Below are 18848 nucleotides of genomic sequence, written 5' to 3'. Positions count from 1 at the left end.
AAAGAGAGCTATTAAATGACGACTATTTTCGATCCGATCAAACTGGGCGACCTTGAGTTGGCCAACCGCATCATCATGGCTCCGCTGACCCGCTGCCGCGCCGACGAAGGCCGTGTGCCGAACGCGCTGATGGCCGAGTACTACGTGCAGCGCGCCTCTGCCGGCCTGATCCTCAGCGAGGCCACGTCGGTCACGCCGATGGGCGTCGGTTACCCGGACACTCCCGGCATCTGGTCCAACGACCAGGTGCGCGGCTGGAGCAACGTGACCAAAGCGATCCACGGCGCGGGCGGCAAAATCTTCCTGCAACTGTGGCACGTAGGTCGGGTTTCCCACCCTTCGTACCTGAACGGCGAAGCACCGGTCGCACCGAGTGCCATCCAGCCTAAAGGCCATGTCAGCCTGGTTCGTCCATTGGCCGACTACCCAACCCCGCGCGCCCTGGAAACCGCTGAAATCGCCGACATCGTCGACGCTTACCGTGTGGGGGCCGAGAATGCCAAGGCCGCCGGTTTCGACGGCGTGGAAATCCACGGCGCCAACGGTTACCTGCTCGACCAGTTCCTGCAAAGCAGCACCAACCAGCGCACCGATAACTATGGTGGCTCCCTGGAAAACCGTGCGCGCCTGTTGCTGGAAGTGACTGACGCCGCGATCGAAGTCTGGGGCGCAGGCCGCGTCGGCGTGCACCTGGCACCGCGCGCCGATTCCCATGACATGGGCGATGACAACCTGTCTGAGACCTTCACCTACGTTGCTCGTGAACTGGGCAAACGCGGCATCGCGTTCATTTGCTCTCGTGAGAAAGAAGGCGCCGACAGCCTCGGCCCGCAATTGAAAGAAGCCTTCGGCGGCCCGTACATCGCCAACGAGCGTTTTACCAAGGACAGCGCCAACGAGTGGCTGGCCAGTGGCAAGGCCGACGCGGTAGCGTTTGGTGTGCCATTCATCGCCAACCCGGACCTGCCGGCGCGCTTGAAGGCCGACGCGCCGCTGAACGAGCCGCGTCCGGAACTGTTCTACGGCAAGGGCCCGGTCGGTTATATCGACTATCCGACGCTGTAAGCCTCGACCGTTGAAATGCAAAAGCCCCGACTCGAAAGAGCCGGGGCTTTTGCGTATGGAAGATCAAAGGTCACTGAGGCAAATGCGATGCCTTTGGTCGGCTATTCGGCGCCCTTGTAGCCGGGGCGTTCACACTCATTCACATACTCGACACAAAATCCCTACAAAATACGTAGCTCGCTACCTATCAACCTGGCGAACGTACGTATATAAAAGCATCCCATTGCAAAAAGGCGCGCGAAGCAGGGACATTCCCTGCGTCATGCCTTGACACAAACGGATCCAATTACGCATTTTGTTTCAATTGCGCAGGCTGGGACTCAAGCGCAGCATATCCAAACCTGTGTCGACCCAACGCTCGGCTTCGATGTGCAGTTGAAAACTGTCGGGAGCCAACAGCCACTGATACAGGATGCCATCGATGTAGGCATGCAAGCTGATGGCCGCGCGGGCAGCGTCGAGGTTTTCCGGTAACTGCCCGCGATTCACCGCATTACTCAGGGCCAGCGCGATTCGCACATTGCAATCGAGACTGACCGTTCGGCGCTGCTGGCGCAGGTCGCACATTTCATCGGTGAATTCGCACTTATGAAACAGAATCTCGTTGATGCGTCGGGTTTTCGGGTCCATGGCAACTTGATGAAACAAATGAATCAGCAGTTTGCGCATGCAACCCAGCGGGTCGAGTTCGTCTTCGCTTTCACTGGCCTTGGCCATTTCATTCAGCGGCTCGTGCAGGGTATCGAGCATCGCCTGCAGCAGATCCGCCTTGTTACTGAAATGCCAGTAGATAGCCCCACGAGTCACCCCGGCCAGGGTAGCGATATCCGCCAGCGTCGTGCGTGCCACGCCCCGCTCGAAAAAAGCTTTTTCTGCCGCTTCGAGTATCTGGCTTCGGGTTTCTTGAGCTTCCTCTTTGGTGCGACGGACCATGGCAGTAAAACCTCAATCAGAGTGCCTCAGCGATGTCTGAACATCCGCTGAATAGAAGTGGGACGAGCGCTTTCGGGCTTCGTCTCAGGCCTACAATTCAAATCTTTGGACGGCTTTTGTAACGGTGTGGGTACGCCGCCAAGGTATTTACAAACAAGCATGAATGTAAGTATATTCCTTAGCAAGCTACTTATCCACCCGGTAAAATTTTTTAACCTTCCACCTTTCTTGTGCGCAACTTGCGCGCCTGACCCGAGGATCTTCATGCAATTCAAGCCAGCTGTTACCGCTCTGGTTACTGCCGTCGCCCTGGCATCGCTGCTCAGCGGATGTAAAAAGGAAGAGGCGGCACCTGCCGCACCCACCCCTCAGGTCGGCGTCGTAACCCTGCAACCACAAGCCTTCACCCTGACGTCTGAACTTCCGGGGCGCACCAGTGCGTTCCGCATTGCCGAAGTTCGCCCACAGGTCAACGGCATCATTCTCAAACGACTGTTCAAGGAAGGCGGCGACGTCAAGGCCGGTCAGCAGCTGTATCAGATCGACCCGTCGGTCTATGACGCGACCCTGAAAAGCGCCGAAGCCAACCTGCGTTCGACCAAATCGATCTCCGATCGCTACAAGCAACTGGTCGACGAACAGGCCGTCAGCCGTCAGGAATACGACACGGCACTGGCCAACCGCCTGCAATCGGAAGCCTCCCTGCAGACCGCCCAGATCAACGTGCGCTACACCAAGGTCTACGCACCGATCTCCGGTCGAATCGGCCGTTCGTCGGTGACGGAAGGCGCGCTGGTCAGCAGCGGCCAGAGCGACGCCATGGCGGTCATCCAACAACTGGACCCGATCTACGTCGACGTGACCCAGTCCTCGGTGGAGCTGCTTGAGCTGCGCCGCGAACTGGAAAGCGGTCGTCTGCAAAAAGCCGGCGACAATGCCGCCGCGGTCAAGCTGACCCTGGAAGACGGCAGCCAGTACGCCGTGGACGGCAAGCTGGAGTTCTCTGAAGTCTCGGTAGACCAGACCACTGGTTCCGTGACCCTGCGCGCGGTGTTCCCGAACCCTGATCACACCCTGCTGCCGGGCATGTTCGTTCACGCTCAGTTGCAATCCGGCGTGAACAGCGCGGCGATTCTCGCTCCGCAACAAGGTGTGACCCGCGACCTCAAAGGCACCCCGACCGCGCTGGTCGTGGGTCCAGACAACAAGGTCGAACTGCGTCAGCTCAAGGCCAGCCGTACTGTCGGCAACCAATGGCTGATTGAAGACGGCCTGAAGGCAGGCGATCGCCTGATCACTGAAGGGCTGCAATTCGTCAGACCTGGTGTTGAAGTCAAGGCCACTGAAGCCACCAACGTCAACGCCAAGAGCCCGGTCCCCGCACAGGCAGCCAAAGTCGCTGTCGGCGGCAAAGGGGAGTAAACCATGTCGAAATTTTTTATCGACCGTCCGATTTTCGCCTGGGTAATTGCCCTGGTGATCATGCTGGTCGGGGCTTTATCGATCCTCAAGCTGCCCATCAACCAATACCCGAGCATTGCGCCTCCGGCCATTGCGATCTCCGTGACTTACCCTGGCGCGTCTGCACAAACCGTGCAGGACACCGTGGTGCAGGTGATCGAGCAACAGCTCAACGGTATCGACAACCTGCGTTATGTCTCGTCGGAAAGTAACTCCGACGGCAGCATGACCATTACCGCGACCTTCGAGCAGGGCACCAGCTCCGATACCGCGCAGGTTCAGGTCCAGAACAAACTGAACCTGGCCACCCCGCTGCTGCCGCAAGAAGTGCAGCAGCAGGGTATCCGCGTGACCAAGTCGGTGAAAAACTTCCTGATGGTCATCGGTGTGGTGTCGCGTGACGGCAGCATGACCAAGGACGACCTGTCCAACTACATCGTGTCGAACATGCAGGACCCGATCTCGCGGACCGCCGGTGTCGGTGACTTCCAGGTCTTCGGTGCCCAGTACGCGATGCGGATCTGGCTCGATCCGGCCAAGTTGAACAACTTCAACCTGACCCCGGTGGACGTGAAAACCGCCATCGCGGCGCAGAACGTCCAGGTCTCGTCCGGTCAACTCGGCGGCTTGCCCGCCCTGCCCGGCCAGCAACTGAACGCTACGATCATCGGCAAGACCCGTCTGCAGACCGCCGAGCAGTTCAAGGAAATCCTGCTCAAGGTCAACAAGGACGGCTCGCAGGTTCGCCTCAAAGACGTCGCCGAAGTAGGCCTGGGTGGCGAGAACTACAGCGTCAGCGCCCAGTTCAACGGCAGCCCGGCTTCCGGTCTGGCAGTAAAGCTGGCCAACGGTGCCAACGCCCTCGACACCGCAAAAGCCTTGCGCAAAACCATCAACGACCTGAAGCCGTTCTTCCCGCAAGGGATGGAAGTGGTGTTCCCGTACGACACCACCCCGGTGGTGACCGAGTCGATCAAAGGCGTGGTTGAAACCCTGGTCGAAGCGATCGTGCTGGTGTTCCTGGTGATGTTCCTGTTCCTGCAGAACTTCCGCGCCACCGTCATCACCACGATGACCGTGCCGGTGGTATTGCTGGGTACATTCGGGATCCTCGCGGCATTTGGCTTCAGCATCAACACCCTGACCATGTTCGGCATGGTGCTGGCCATCGGCTTGCTGGTGGACGACGCCATCGTCGTGGTGGAAAACGTCGAACGGGTCATGAGCGAAGAAGGCCTGTCACCCAAGGAGGCCACCAAGAAATCCATGGGGCAGATCCAGGGTGCGCTGGTCGGTATTGCCCTGGTGTTGTCGGCGGTACTGCTGCCGATGGCGTTCTTCAGTGGCTCCACCGGTGTGATCTACAAGCAGTTCTCGATCACCATCGTTTCGGCCATGGCCTTGTCGGTGCTGGTTGCATTGATCTTCACCCCGGCGCTTTGCGCCACCATGCTCAAGGCGATTCCGAAAGGCGAGCACGGCACGCCGAAACGCGGCTTCTTCGGCTGGTTCAACCGCAACTTCGACCGTGGCGTCAAAAGCTACGAGCGCGGCGTCGGCAACATGCTCGCGTACAAGGCTCCGTACCTGCTGGCGTACCTGATCATCGTGGTCGGCATGATCTGGCTGTTCACCCGCATTCCAACGGCGTTCCTGCCGGAAGAAGACCAGGGCGTACTGTTTGCCCAGGTGCAAACCCCGGCCGGTTCCAGCTCCCAGCGCACGCAAGTGGTCGTGGATGAAATGCGCGAATTCCTGCTGCGGCCGAGCAAGGATGGCGGCGAAGGCGATGCGGTGGCCTCGGTGTTTACCGTGACCGGCTTCAACTTCGCCGGCCGTGGCCAGAGTTCGGGCATGGCGTTCATCATGCTCAAACCGTGGGACGAACGTAACGCCGACAACAGCGTGTTCAAACTGGCGGCCCGTGCCCAACAGCACTTCTTTACTTTCCGCGACGCCATGGTGTTTGCCTTCGCGCCACCGGCGGTACTGGAACTGGGTAACGCCACCGGTTTCGACGTGTTCCTTCAGGACCGCGCCGGTATCGGTCACAACAAGCTGATGGAAGCCCGTAACCAGTTCCTCGGCATGGCGGCGCAAAGCAAGGTCCTGTCGCAAGTCCGTCCGAACGGCCTGAACGACGAGCCGCAGTACCAGCTGGAAATCGACGATGAGAAGGCCAGCGCCCTGGGCGTGACCCTCACTGACATCAACAACACCCTGTCGATTGCCCTGGGCAGTAGCTATGTGAACGACTTCATCGACCGCGGTCGTGTGAAGAAGGTTTACGTGCAAGGCCTGCCCGGCGCTCGCATGAGCCCTGAAGACCTGAAGAAGTGGTACGTGCGCAACAGCGCCGGCACCATGGTTCCGTTCTCGGCGTTCGCCAGGGGTGAATGGATCTACGGTTCGCCGAAACTGGCCCGTTACAACGGCGTGGAAGCGATGGAAATCCTCGGTGCCCCGGCGCCCGGCTATTCCACCGGTGAAGCCATGGCCGAAGTCGAAGCCCTGGCCAAGAAACTGCCGGCAGGTGTCGGTATTTCCTGGACCGGCCTGTCGTACGAAGAGCGCCTGTCCGGCTCGCAAGCGCCAGCGCTGTACGCCTTGTCGCTGCTGATGGTGTTCCTGTGTCTGGCAGCGTTGTATGAAAGCTGGTCGATCCCGATCGCGGTCATGCTGGTCGTGCCGCTGGGGATCATCGGCGCGCTGATGGCGACCAGCCTGCGCGGCCTGTCCAACGACGTGTATTTCCAGGTGGGGCTGTTGACCACCATCGGTCTGGCGGCGAAAAACGCCATTCTGATCGTCGAGTTCGCCAAGGAGCTGCATGAGCAAGGGCGTAGCCTGCGCGATGCAGCGATCGAAGCCTGCCGGATGCGTCTGCGACCGATCATCATGACCTCGCTCGCATTCGTGCTCGGCGTGGTACCGCTGGCCATTTCCACGGGCGCAGGTTCGGGTAGCCAACATGCGATCGGTACCGGGGTGATTGGCGGTATGCTCACGGCCACGATCCTGGCGATCTTCTGGGTTCCATTGTTCTTCGTCACCGTGTCGTCCATGGGCCAGCGCAAACTCGCCGACCAAGATGACGCCATTGAAACTTCTCAAGAGGCTGGCTAATGAGCAAGTCGCTACTCTCCCTGGCAGTCACCGCTTTCGTGCTGAGTGGCTGCTCGCTGATACCCGATTATCAGCGGCCTGAAGCACCGGTGGCGGGCCAATACCCGCAAGGCCCGGCGTATTCGCCGGCCCAGGCGCCTAACCAGGCCGCCGCTGAACAGGGCTGGAAGCAGTTTTTCCACGACCCGGCGCTGCAACAGGTGATTCAGACCGCGCTGGAGAACAACCGTGACCTGCGCGTCGCGGCGCTGAACATCGACGCTTATGCGGCTCAATACCGCATCCAGCGCGCCGACCTGTTCCCGGCGGTTTCGGCCACCGGCAGCGGTAGTCGTCAGCGGGTTCCGGCACGGGCCTCGCAAACCGGCGAAGCGAACATCAGCAGTTCCTACTCGGCCACCGTCGGCATCAGCGCCTACGAACTCGACCTGTTCGGTCGGGTGCGCAGCCTGAGCGAAGAAGCCCTGCAGAAGTACTTCGCCACTGAAGAAGCACGGCGCAGCACGCAGATCAGTCTGGTGGCCAGCGTGGCCAATGCCTACCTGACCTGGCAGGCCGACAAGGAACTGCTGAAGCTGACCCAGGAAACCCTCGGTGCCTTCGAGGAGAGCTACAAGCTCACCTCGCGCAGCAACGAAGTGGGCGTAGCCTCGGCGCTGGATCTGGCCCAGTCACGTACCTCGGTGGAAAACGCTCGTGCGCAACAGGCCAAATACACCCGTCAGGTCGCCCAGGATGAAAACAGCCTGGTGTTGCTGCTCGGCACCGGAATCCCGGCCAATCTGCAAGCAGCCAAGCCTCTGTCGGACGACCTGCTGAGCGATGTGCCGGCGGGCCTGCCGTCGGACTTGCTGCAACGTCGCCCGGACATCCTCCAGGCCGAATACAACCTCAAGGCCGCCAACGCCAACATCGGCGCGGCGCGGGCAGCGTTCTTCCCGAGCATCAGCCTGACCGCCAATGCCGGCTCGCTGAGCCCGGACTTGTCCGGTCTGTTCAAGGGCGGTTCGGGCACCTGGTTGTTCCAGCCGCAAATCAACCTGCCGATCTTCAACGCCGGCAGCCTGCGCGCCAGCCTGGATTACTCCAAGATCCAGAAAGACATCAGCGTGGCGAACTACGAGAAGTCCATTCAAACGGCCTTCCAGGAAGTCGCCGATGGCCTGGCTGCACGCCAGACCTACACCGAGCAGTTGCAGGCTCAGCGTGATTTCGTCAGCGCCAACCAGGACTACTACCGTCTGGCCGAGCGTCGTTATCGCATCGGGGTCGACAGCAACCTGACCTTCCTCGACGCCCAGCGCCAGCTGTTCAGTGCCCAACAGGCGCTGATCACCGACCGCCTGGCGCAGCTGACCAGCGCGGTCAACCTGTACAAGGCGTTGGGCGGTGGCTGGAATGAACAGACGGCGAAGAACGAGCCGTTGAAAGAAGAAGCGCCGAAGATGAAGTTGTTCTGATAGCGCCGTAAACACGAAGCCCACCGTTTGGTGGGCTTTTTGTTGGCCGCGAAAAAGGCAGTGCTTACGTATCAGCCCCCGACTCCATTGACCAGAAACACCGGTTCTTCCAGATAATCGAGCCCCAAGCGGTTTTCGAACATTTCGTCGCGTAACGCTGCGGTCGTGAAACTGCCCAGGCCCAGCGCGGTGGCCAGCAGGGAAAAGGTCTGACTCAGATGCCCGGCATCCATCAGCGCCACCCGCAATGCGCGGCTGAATTCGTATTTCCAGGCCATCCGCTCGACCCGCGCCGTGGAAACGAACACCGCTGCCGCCTCCTCTATCCATGTCTGACCACCACAGGCCTCGCTGATCCAGACCCGTGGATCTTCCAGGGAAAGCAGCTCCAGCCCGTGACGACGCACCGAATAATGGTAAAGCCCCCGCTCGAAACCTTGCACATTCATCAGCACCGCATACACCTCGGTGCCCTGCAACGAACCGCCCGCCGGCGAGGTTTTCTTCAGGAAGTAGTCGCCCATGCGGTTGTGCTGCACGACGGTCGCGCCCCAGGTGTAGTAGAGCAACAAAGACAGTTGTTCCGAACTCAACGGCTGATCACTGAAGGTTCGCGACGTGCGGCGATTGCACAGCGAGTCCAGCAGCGTCGGCTGAGCGATCGCACAGGCAGGCAGCAGCGGGTTTTCCAGGGCGATGAACGGATGGGACCAGTAGTCCTTGAACGCCGACGGCTGAGGTTGCGCCGAGGCCTTTTGCTCCAGCTCCGTTTCCAGCTCGGCGACGCTGATGTAGGGCGTGTGCGAGCCGGTCCGGGTACTCAGGTAAAACTCCAGCGCTGCATCCCAACGGGTCCAAAGGTTGAGCGAATGCTTACCCTGGTTATACGTAACCGAACACGATTGATTCACCACGGGCAGCAAAACACCGTGGCTGACCAGCGTCTTCAGGAATGCCAGGTTGTCGTCCTGCGCCGGACTCTGCAAAACCCCCGGCAGCAACAAGGCACTCTCCAGCGTCTGTGGGCTCAGGAAGTGGCGCAGTAACGGCAGCAACGTCACGTCAAACTCCAGGCTCAAGTCCTGCTGCCGGTCCCGGATAAAAAACGACGCTGAGCCAACGCTGAGCCAGGTGCTTTCCCTGAGTTTCAGCAGGGTCTGCGCGCCCTCCGACGGCGTCTGTTGATCGCCCTGTTGATCAAGCCCCTGCCAGAACAGGGCCTTGGGCCTCAAGGACTTGATGACCTTGATCAAGGTCAACAGTTCCGCGTCATCGGTTTTGCGCGAAATATCCCACTCCAGGGTGATCGCTTTCACCGGGGATGACTTAAACAATTCACGCAAAATGTCCCAATCCCGCCGTGGATGGCTGGTGTGAATCTCAATCAACCGGTCCAGCGGCAACGAACGCAAATAGTCGTTCAGGTCGTAACCCTGGGTTCTGGCGGTCGTGATCGCGCTGTCGAGATCCAGCAAAAATCCCGAGCCGCTGCGCGCCACCACACTGGAAATGAACTCGCCTTCGGACTGCTCTTGTGCGCCCGGCAACGAAAACAACCGCGGTGCGTTTTCCAGCACCAACAGCGTTGCCGTCAGCTCGCGCAATTCGATGGCATTGGCCACCACCGTGTCCGCCACCTCTTGGGCCAGGGTCGGCAAAATGAAGTGCTGCGTATCGCCACCGTGGAAACGCGACCAGGAAATATGCTCGGCCAGCCACGGCGAGCGGGTTTTGTCGCACAGTCGCCGCGTCATGTGCAGAAACTCGCGATCCATCGCGATGCCCACGCTGCCCAGGGACAAACTGGACGAGTGCAGCAGGCTCGGTACGTGAGCGCTGAGATCAAGTAAACGAGGCTGCAGGATGCAGTGGGTCGGCTGAAACTCGACGTAATCGAAATGCGGCAGGCCCTCAGCGAGAATTCGCTCAACCGTCGGGTCAAGTCCATCCTCCGACCGGTCATCCTGTGCCCTGCGCCGTGGCAAATGGTATTCCAGCCCTACGCCGGCCTCGGGATAGGACGAGGCATCAAACATCCCCATGTGAGCCTCCCCGGCTTCAGGCGGTCAGACCCAGCAAGCGTTGTTGCTCAGTATCAGTCCCCGATATCGCCAACAGCCCGGCATATTGGTTTTCCTGTGCTCTGACCTCTTTGGCGAGGTTTTCCAGAAGTTGACGTCCTTGTGGGGTGAATTCAGTGCTGGCCTCAAAGTCCGGCAATGCCTTGATCAAGCCTCGCAGAATGTACAACAGACGGTTTTGCGCCCTCTGCAGCTCATCGGTCGAACGCGAACGAACCCGCCCCAGGTATTTGACCAACGCGATGTACACGTAAAACGCGTGGAAGTAGCCATAAAAGTCACGCTTCTGTCCCGACCACGGCAAGGTGTACAAAGGCTCCCGCGAGGTCTCTTCCTTAACGACCGGGCACGCCTCGACAATGTGATAGAGCAACTGATGAGTGGCCTCATGCACCAGGGACTCTTCCAGATCGAGTATCGAATCATCCCGGCTCGACAACAGGATGATTCCGGTGAAACGGGACGCCGAACAGCTTCGAAATGAACCATCGGGTAAATAAAAAATCGACTTGACCAGTTTTTTGATTTGCTCACGGCAGGCGGGCCATGTGTGCTCTATGCGCAACAGGGCAATATTCACCACGTCGCAAAAAAACCGTACGGAGTAACCGCTACGCTCCAACTGTTTGCGGACGGCTTCATCCTCCGGAAACTCATAGCTGGGCGGCATCACTATCGCTACCAGCGGATCGACATCAAATCGATGCACAGGGGGGCAATAATGATTCACGCGGGAACTATCGGATGCTTTGACACGCACTAACATCTCTGGAAATTCAAACAGCATTTTTTCCAGCTCACTCCTGTCCTCGGTCTTTTTCGTGATGACCAGATTGGCATAATGAGCCGTCAGCACATTCCACACTTGAAACACCGGATCATTAATAATCAAGCGCTGTTCACGGGTCGGAGGAACGATAAGATTAAATGCCTGCTCAAAAAACTCTGCCAGATGTGGAGCGTTGGGAAACAACTGAAAAAGTTCGGTGTACAGCGCAACAAAGCTGGTGTATCGATTTCGACTGACACGCTCCAGCAAGACTTCAAATCGCGAAGGCTCCGAATCCGCAAGGAAGGTCGTACCCTGAAATAAATCCTCGACCGAGAGCTCACGTTGACCACTGTTACCGATGTCCATTTCTCAACCTTCCCTTAGGTTGGCGGCAACGGCTTCGCCATTGTCAGACTGGCAATGCCATAACCCAGTTGTTCATAAAGACGACGCGCCGCATCGTTGCGACCAAAGACATGCAACCGCACTTCCTTGCATCCCGCCTGGCTCGCCCATGACTCCAGGGCCAGCAGCGATTGTTTTGCATAACCCTGGCGGCGTTCGCCGGGGTCAATGTAAATATCCAGAATGAAGGCGATCCGACCGGCGCCAGCGTGTCGTTCGGCAACCCATAATTCACCGATGCGCCGCGCTTGATCCTGGATTACCCAGAGTTGATTCTTTTCAGTCAATCGCCCTTGCGGCAACAATTGCTCGAAGACGCTGCGTGCCCTTTGCGACGCCTCCTCCTGGCCCCACTCGCCGGCGGCGACCATCCCGTCGCCATATTCAGCAAGCGCTCTGTCGGCGAACGTAGCAAAGTCCGCGTCATTCATTGGAGCCAAGGTGACAGACATGCGTCATTCACTCCGTGCCCGAGTGCTTCAGGTCATGAGTCTGATAAGGCCATTCGGCGTACCACCGTAAAAGCCCACCTTTCGTGGCACGCCAAATGGCATCACCCACCGTTAATCCATGCGCGCTTGTTGCTGCTGGTTCTGTGTATCGAATACCGCGCGTATCCCCAGGTTGCTCCGAATGCTGGAGGAAGCTGCCGTCAGTTTTGCAGCATCAATACCTTTAACCGCCGCGATCTCGTCAGTACTTAAGTGCACGCCAATATTTTTAGCCGCCCCTGCCGGATCACTGTGTAAGGCGTTGGCAAATTTTTCGTCCAGCACGGCCCGTCCCAGAACCGAGGCCAAACGTTCCTGATTGACTTTATTACCCATGGTACTTCTCCTTGTTATTTCGGCATGACGAAAAACATCCCCTGACGAAGCATGAGAATTTCTTTTGCCCGCCTGAGGAATTTGAATATAGCAAGGCCTCTTTTCTTTTCCAGCCAAGCCCATGGCTCTCTTTAAATCTTTTTACGATAACCGACAACACCAATTCTTAAGTTTAACCGGCGACTATTGATCTACCTTTAATGACAGCCAACACTGTAGGAAACGTCTTACAACTAAAGCAATAAACACTTCCATCTAACATCAACAAAGCAACAAGGCGCCATTAATAGAACACACCTGCGGATGCCCCTTATCAACCCGAATAACTATGGGATTTTATTAAGAATGCCTCATACCGTCCGCGCCCAGGCAGACGTCGATTAGTGTTCGTTAATCGCCCAAAACCCCATCCCCCCCAATTGAATCCCCCCGCCCATCCCTCGCACCATTGTCCGCACCTGCAAAAATCAATAACAACAAGGTCCGACACCATGACTACGCGCCCTCTGCGCTCCGGCTGATCTCGCCTCCCCCTTATCCGAATTCGATTTTTTGTCTGCGCCCCCTTGGTTGCGGCTGAGTAGTGCTTTATCCCTGACAATTAGAGAGACCCGAGCCCATGACTTCCTCCACCACGCAGTATTTGTTTCCCAGCCTGATCGCCATCGCATTGGCCGGCGTGGCCCTGCCCGCCTTGGCCGAGGAAGCGGGCTTTGTCGAAGGAGCCAAGGTCAACCTGAACCTGCGTAACTTCTACATCAACCGTAACTTCACCAATCCGACCAAGAGCCAGGGCAAGGCTGAAGAGTGGACGCAAAGCTTTATCCTCGACGCCAAATCCGGGTTCACCCAGGGCACCGTCGGGTTCGGCATGGACGTGCTGGGGTTGTATTCGGTCAAGCTCGACGGCGGTAAAGGCACCGGCGGGACGCAGTTGCTGCCGCTGGATCACGATGGCCGCCCGGCGGACAACTTCGGTCGCGCCAACGTGGCGTTCAAGGCGAAGCTGTCCCAGACCGAAGTGAAGGTCGGCGAATGGATGCCGGTGCTGCCGATCCTGCGTTCGGACGACGGTCGCTCGCTGCCGCAAACCTTCCGTGGCGGCCAGATCACCTCGAAGGAAATCGACGGCCTGACGCTCTACGGCGGCCAGTTCCGCGCCAACAGCCCGCGCGACGACAGCAGCATGAGCGACATGTCGATGACCGGCAAAGCGGCCTTCAAGTCAGACCGCTTCAACTTCCAGGGCGTCGAATACGCCTTCAACGACAAGCGTACTCAGATCGGCCTGTGGAATGCTGAACTCAAGGACATCTACAGCCAGCAATACGTCAACCTGATCCACACCCAACCGCTGGGCGACTGGACCCTGGGCGCCAACCTCGGGTTCTTCTACGGCAAGGATGACGGCAGCGCCCGGGCGGGCGAGCTGGACAACAAAACCTGGTCGGGCCTGTTCTCGGCCAAATACGGTGGCAACACCTTTTACGTCGGCCTGCAAAAACTCACCGGCGACAACGCCTGGATGCGGGTCAACGGCACCAGCGGCGGCACCCTGGCCAACGACAGCTACAACTCCAGCTATGACAACGCCCGGGAAAAATCCTGGCAAGTGCGCCACGACTACAACTTCGCCGCCCTTGGCGTGCCGGGCCTGACCCTGATGAACCGCTACATCAGTGGCGACAACGTCCACACCGCCACCACCAGCGACGGCAAGGAATGGGGCCGCGAAAGCGAACTGGGTTATACGGTGCAGAGCGGTACGCTCAAAAACCTCAACGTCAAATGGCGCAACTCCACCATCCGCCGTGACTTCAGCAACAACGAGTTCGACGAGAACCGCTTGATCGTCAGCTATCCGATCAGCCTGCTGTAAGACTCCAAAACGCCTTCGCGGGCAAGCCTCGCTCCTACAAGATTAACCATGACCTTGTAGGAGCGAGGCTTGCCCGCGAAGGCGTCAGCTCAGGCAACACAACTTTCGCGGATCACTCCCGCGACTCAACCCCCAACTCATCCCACACCGACTCGGCCAAGTGGAACGTCGCGTTGGCCGCCGGAATGCCGCAATAGATCGCGCTCTGCATGATCACTTCCTTGATCTCGCCACGGGTTACGCCGTTGTTGGCGGCGGCGCGCAGGTGCAGTTTGAGTTCTTCGTTGCGGTTCATGCCGATCAGCATGGCGATGGTGATCAGGCTGCGGGTGTGGCGCGGCAGGCCCGGGCGGGTCCAGATGTCGCCCCAGGCGTGGCGGGTGATCATCTCCTGGAACTCCGAGTTGAACTCGGTCAGCGCGTTCAGGCTGCGGTCGACGTGGGCGTCACCGAGCACTGCGCGACGGACTTTCATGCCCTCGTCGTAACGTTGTTTCTCGTCCACAAAAAATTCCTCAATGACCTGAAAGAAACGCCAGCACCCGCTCGCTGAACGCAGCGCCGGCCTGGACGTTGGACAGGTGCGCGGCGTAGAACTCGGCGTACTCGGCGCCCCGCACATGTTCCTGAATGAAATGCCCGCCAGACGGCGGTGTGACCGCATCTTCGGTGCCGGCGATCACCAGCAGCGGCGCCTTGATCGAGGACAACTGATCACGGAAATCGGCATCACGCACCGCCGCGCAATTGGCCGCGTAACCTTCAGGCGAGGTAGCCGCGAGCATGTCGGTGATCTGCTTCGCCGCTGCCGGATTGGCTGAGGAAAAGTCCGGGGTGAACCAGCGTGCAATCGACGCATCACGCAATGCCACCATTGCCGCGGCGCCGTCACGCAGAACGGTTTCAATCCGTGGGTTCCACACCGATGGATCGCCGATTTTCGCCGCGGTGTTGCACACGATCAGTTTGTTCAAACGCTGACCGGCATTGATCCCCAGCCATTGGCCGATCAACCCGCCCATGGACAGACCGCAGAAATGCGCGCGCTCGATGTGCAACGCATCCAGCAGCGCCAGCACGTCGCGGCCCAGTTGCTCGATGCTGTACGGCCCTGGCGTCACCAATGACTTGCCGTGACCACGGGTGTCAAAACGCAGCACCCGGAAATGCTCGGTGAACGCCGGGATCTGCGCGTCCCACATGTGCAGGTCGGTGCCCAGTGAGTTGGACAGCACCAGTACCGGCGCATCCGCCGGTCCATCGAGTTGCGGCCCTTGAATTTGGTAGTGCAGTTCGCCCTCGGCGAGTTGTACGAATGCCACAGCAGTCTCCTTCAGGCAGTCAACGCAAAATGTTCAGCCACCGCTCGCTCGACCCAGGTATGGGCCTGACCGAGGTAATGGGCGGGGTCCAGCAGATGATCGAGTTCAGCGTCCGACAACTCGGCGGTCACTTGCGGCTCATCGCCGAGTACCGCGCGCAGATGACGTTGCTCGGCTACAGCACGCTTGCAGCATTGCTCCAGCAGATGATGCGCGGTGTCGCGACCGACCCGTTGCGCCAGGACGATGCTCACCGCCTCGGCCAGCACCAGGCCCTGGGTCAGGTCGAGGTTGCGGGTCATGCGCGTCGCGTCCACTTCCAGTCCGTCGGCCACCAACAGTGCTTGTTGCAGGCTGCCCGACACCAAGCAGCAGATCTCCGGCAGGGTTTCCCATTCGGCATGCCACAGGCCCAGGCTGCGCTCGTGTTCCTGGGGCATCGCGCTAAACAAGGTCGAGAGCAAACCCGGCACCCGCGTCGCCGCACCGATCAGCACCGCCGCGCCCACCGGGTTGCGTTTGTGCGGCATGGTCGAGGAACCGCCCTTGCCCGGCGCGGACGGTTCGAACACTTCACCGGCTTCGGTCTGCATCAACAGGCTGATGTCGCGACCGAGTTTGCCGAGGCTGCCGGCGATCAAGCCAAGCACCGCGCCGAACTCCACCAGACGATCACGCTGGGTGTGCCAGGGTTGTTCCGGCAAGGTCAGTTGCAGTTCCGCGGCCAAGACTTCGGCAATCGGCATCGCTTGCTCGCCGAGGGCCGCGAGGGTGCCGGAGGCGCCACCGAATTGCAGCACCAGCAGGCGTGGTTTGAGTTCCAGCAGACGCTGGCGGCTACGAGTCACGGCGCCCAGCCAACCGGCGATCTTCATGCCGAGGGTGACCGGCGTCGCGTGTTGCAACCAGGTGCGTCCGGCCAGCGGCATGGCGACGTATCGCTTGGCCTGGGTCGCGAGGGTTTCCCCCAGCTGCGCCAGATCAGCTTCGATCAGTTGCAGCGCGCGGCGCAATTGCAACACCAGGCCCGTGTCCATCACGTCCTGGCTGGTCGCGCCCAGATGCACGTAGCGCTCGGCTTCGGCATCGCTTTTGGCGATCTGCTTGCCCAGCGCCTTGACCAAAGGGATCGCCGAATTGCCCGCCGTGGCAATCGCCTCGCCGAGGGCGGCGAAATCGTAATGCTCGGCTTTACAAGCCGCTTCAATAGATGCGACAGCCGCTTGCGGAATCAGGCCAACCCGTGCTTCGGCCCGGGCCAATGCGGCTTCGAAATCCAGCATGGCCTGGACCCGGCCCTGATCACAGAACACCTCACGCATGTCGCGTGCGGTGAAGTAGGCATCGAACAACTGATTGCCCGGTCGCTGATTCATAAACAGTCCTTGCAGGCGAGGGCCAGTACGGCCCCCGCGGAAAGATCAAAGGTCGTTTTCCAGATACTTCGGCTGTTTCGGCAGACGCAGGCTGAACAGGAACGCCACCGCCATCATCACCGTCACGTACCAGTAGAACGAGTTTTCCATGCCCCCGGCTTTAAGGCTCAGCGCTACATATTCCGCCGAACCGCCGAAGATCGCATTGGCCACCGCATACGCCAGGCCAACGCCCAAGGCGCGCACCTCTGGCGGGAACATTTCGGCTTTCACCAGACCGCTGATCGAGGTGTAGAAACTGACGATCGCCAGCGCCACGGTAATCAGCACAAAGGCCAGGAACGGATTGCTGACACTTTTCAGGCTCAACAGGATCGGTACGGTGCACAACGTGCCGAGGGCGCCGAACCAGAGCATCGAATTGCGCCGGCCAATCTTGTCGGCGAGCATGCCGAAGAACGGTTGCATGCACATATAAAGGAACAGCGCGCCGGTCATGATGTAGCTGGCGGTCTTGGCGTGCATGCCAGCGGTGTTCACCAGGTACTTCTGCATGTACGTGGTGAAGGTGTAGAAAATCAGCGAACCGCCGGCGGTGTAACCCAGCACGGTGATGAAGGCGGCCTTGTGATCGCGGAACAGCGCACCAATGCTGCCGGCGTCTTTGTTTTCACGCATTTCCTTGCTGCTGGTTTCCTTGAGCGCACGACGCAGGAACAACGAAATCAACGCCGCCGCCGCACCGACCACGAACGGAATCCGCCAGCCGTAGGCACGCAATTCATCCTCATTGAGGAACTGCTGCAGGATCACCACCAGCGACACCGCCAGCAACTGTCCGCCAATCAGCGTCACGTACTGGAACGACGCGAAGAACCCGCGCTGGCCCTTGAGGGCGACTTCGCTCATGTAAGTCGCGGTGGTGCCGTATTCGCCGCCCACCGACAAGCCCTGCAGCAAGCGCGCGAACAGCAACAGGATCGGCGCCCAGACACCGATACTGTTGTAGGTCGGCAGGCAAGCGATGAGCAGCGAGCCGAAGCACATCATCAGAATCGAGATCAGCATCGAATTCTTGCGCCCGTGCTTGTCCGCCAGCCGGCCGAAAATCCAGCCGCCGATGGGGCGCATCAGAAACCCGGCGGCAAACACGCCCGCGGTATTGACCAACTGCACCGTGGGGTTATCGGACGGGAAAAAGGCCGGGGCAAAGTAGATCGCACAGAAGGCGTAGACGTAGAAGTCGAACCACTCGACCAGATTGCCGGACGAGGCGCCGACAATCGCAAAGATTCTTTTGCTGCGTTCTTCACCGGTGTAGACAGCTGTGGAGGTTGTCATTGTTTTTTCACTCTGTGGGGACCGTGAGAGTCTAGACATATTTCGCAACAGCTGTGGCGAGGGGGCTTGCCCCCGTTGACTTGCGAAGCAAGCCCTAGACCGGTTGGCGCGACCTGTTAGGTAGATCGCGCCAACCGGTTTACGACTGCTTCGCAGCCGAACGGGGCGGTTCGGCGATCCGACAAGCCCCCTCGCCACAAAAAAGCTCCTTGGTCAGCAGAGCCCTCGCCACTCAATAGTCGAAGAACACCGTCTCCGCATCCGTCCCCTGCAGAATCACATTCCACTGATAAACACCCGCAGCATCCTGCTTCGCCAACAAGGTGCCACGACGTTCGGCGGGCACGCATTCGAGCAGTGGGTCCGCCACGTTGGCTGGCTCACCATCGAAGTAAATCCGCGTCAGTAAGTGCTTCACCAACCCGCGAGCAAACACCAGCACCACCAGATGCGGCGCCTGGGTCGTGCCCTTCAGGCCTTCCACGGTGCCCGGCTTGATCGTGGTAAAGCGAAAGCGCCCTTGTGCATCCACCGGCACCCGGCCAAACCCTTCGAAGTTCGGGTCCAGGGGCTTGTCCTGATCGTCTTCGGGGTGGTCGTACTTGCCAGCGGCGTTGGCTTGCCAGACTTCGAGCATGGCGTCGTTGACGAAGTCGCCATTGCCATCGACGACTTGCCCGGTGATCGCCACACGCTCGCCGAGGGTCTGTTCAACGGTCAGGTCTTCACGGTTCAGCCAGGTCAGGCCGATGTGATAGTACGGTCCGACGGTGTGGGATGTGGTCGCGTTCAGCGTCATC

At 59.4% G+C, this 18848-nt stretch carries 15 protein-coding genes; 5 read left to right on the top strand and 10 right to left on the bottom strand.

The features are described 5' to 3' along the window. The first annotated feature begins 15 nt into the window (after positions 1-15). Positions 16-1065: an alkene reductase gene (locus tag AC1RL4_RS25955; protein WP_028939265.1), complete on the top strand. Its 1050-nt coding sequence runs from the start codon at positions 16-18 to the stop codon at positions 1063-1065. A 300-nt stretch (positions 1066-1365) separates the two neighbouring features. Here AC1RL4_RS25955 and emhR read toward each other — a convergent pair whose 3' ends face one another. Next, the gene (gene emhR / locus AC1RL4_RS25950) at positions 1366-1998 is read right to left on the bottom strand and encodes an efflux system transcriptional repressor EmhR (RefSeq protein ID WP_019580902.1); all 633 of its coding nucleotides are present in this window, start codon (positions 1996-1998) and stop codon (positions 1366-1368) included. 264 nt (positions 1999-2262) lie between these two features. Between emhR and emhA the strand changes: the two genes are divergently transcribed. Genes emhA through emhC form a run of 3 tightly spaced genes read left to right on the top strand, consistent with a single transcriptional unit; the run spans position 2263 to position 8045 of the window. Next, a complete protein-coding gene (gene emhA / locus AC1RL4_RS25945) occupies positions 2263-3420 on the top strand; it encodes an efflux RND transporter periplasmic adaptor subunit EmhA (RefSeq protein ID WP_019580903.1) in 1158 nt (385 codons plus the stop codon). A 3-nt stretch (positions 3421-3423) separates the two neighbouring features. Beyond that, positions 3424-6585 carry an efflux RND transporter permease subunit EmhB gene (gene emhB / locus AC1RL4_RS25940; protein WP_230175631.1) on the top strand — a complete coding sequence of 1054 codons (3162 nt, stop codon included), beginning with the start codon at positions 3424-3426 and terminating at the stop codon, positions 6583-6585. Beyond that, complete coding sequence (gene emhC / locus AC1RL4_RS25935; RefSeq protein WP_019580905.1) at positions 6585-8045, top strand: efflux RND transporter outer membrane subunit EmhC; 1461 nt, start codon at positions 6585-6587, stop codon at positions 8043-8045. The genes emhB and emhC overlap by 1 nt, the downstream gene beginning before the upstream one ends. A gap of 71 nt (positions 8046-8116) precedes the next feature. On the opposite strand, the gene AC1RL4_RS25930 is transcribed toward emhC, so the two are convergent. The 4 genes from AC1RL4_RS25930 to AC1RL4_RS25915 form a co-directional block, all read right to left on the bottom strand. Continuing rightward, positions 8117-10087 (bottom strand): multinuclear nonheme iron-dependent oxidase, encoded by a 1971-nt coding sequence (locus AC1RL4_RS25930; protein ID WP_230175632.1) that lies wholly within the window; start codon positions 10085-10087, stop codon positions 8117-8119. A 16-nt stretch (positions 10088-10103) separates the two neighbouring features. Further along, the gene (locus AC1RL4_RS25925; RefSeq protein WP_019580907.1) at positions 10104-11264 is read right to left on the bottom strand and encodes an aKG-HExxH-type peptide beta-hydroxylase; all 1161 of its coding nucleotides are present in this window, start codon (positions 11262-11264) and stop codon (positions 10104-10106) included. A gap of 14 nt (positions 11265-11278) precedes the next feature. After that, positions 11279-11755, bottom strand: coding sequence for a GNAT family N-acetyltransferase (locus tag AC1RL4_RS25920; protein ID WP_026286480.1), 477 nt, complete (start codon positions 11753-11755; stop codon positions 11279-11281). Between the two features lie 111 nt (positions 11756-11866). Beyond that, complete coding sequence (locus AC1RL4_RS25915) at positions 11867-12130, bottom strand: Os1348 family RiPP precursor (protein ID WP_018926867.1); 264 nt, start codon at positions 12128-12130, stop codon at positions 11867-11869. 619 nt (positions 12131-12749) lie between these two features. On the opposite strand from AC1RL4_RS25915, the gene AC1RL4_RS25910 reads away from it, so the two are divergent. Beyond that, a complete protein-coding gene (locus AC1RL4_RS25910; protein WP_230175513.1) occupies positions 12750-14009 on the top strand; it encodes an OprD family porin in 1260 nt (419 codons plus the stop codon). Between the two features lie 112 nt (positions 14010-14121). Here AC1RL4_RS25910 and pcaC read toward each other — a convergent pair whose 3' ends face one another. The 5 genes from pcaC to pcaG all read right to left on the bottom strand — a co-directional run bounded on the left by pcaC (position 14122) and on the right by pcaG (position 18847). Beyond that, complete coding sequence (gene pcaC / locus AC1RL4_RS25905; RefSeq protein ID WP_028939260.1) at positions 14122-14514, bottom strand: 4-carboxymuconolactone decarboxylase; 393 nt, start codon at positions 14512-14514, stop codon at positions 14122-14124. Between the two features lie 10 nt (positions 14515-14524). Further along, entirely contained in the window at positions 14525-15331 is an 807-nt protein-coding gene (pcaD, locus tag AC1RL4_RS25900; RefSeq protein ID WP_230175514.1) for a 3-oxoadipate enol-lactonase, read from the bottom strand. Between the two features lie 11 nt (positions 15332-15342). Next, on the bottom strand, positions 15343-16707 hold the full coding sequence (locus AC1RL4_RS25895; protein WP_230175515.1) for a 3-carboxy-cis,cis-muconate cycloisomerase: 1365 nt from the start codon (positions 16705-16707) through the stop codon (positions 15343-15345). 45 nt (positions 16708-16752) lie between these two features. Further along, positions 16753-18048: an MFS family transporter gene (locus tag AC1RL4_RS25890; RefSeq protein ID WP_019580913.1), complete on the bottom strand. Its 1296-nt coding sequence runs from the start codon at positions 18046-18048 to the stop codon at positions 16753-16755. Positions 18049-18280: 232 nt separating this feature from the next. Next, entirely contained in the window at positions 18281-18847 is a 567-nt protein-coding gene (gene pcaG / locus AC1RL4_RS25885) for a protocatechuate 3,4-dioxygenase subunit alpha (protein ID WP_018926873.1), read from the bottom strand. Position 18848: the final 1 nt, after the last annotated feature.

Source organism: Pseudomonas sp. GW822-FHT07A10 (genome assembly GCF_058798795.1).
The sequence above is the reverse complement of the archived record's forward strand: the minus strand, read 5'-3'. Positions and strand labels throughout refer to the sequence as shown.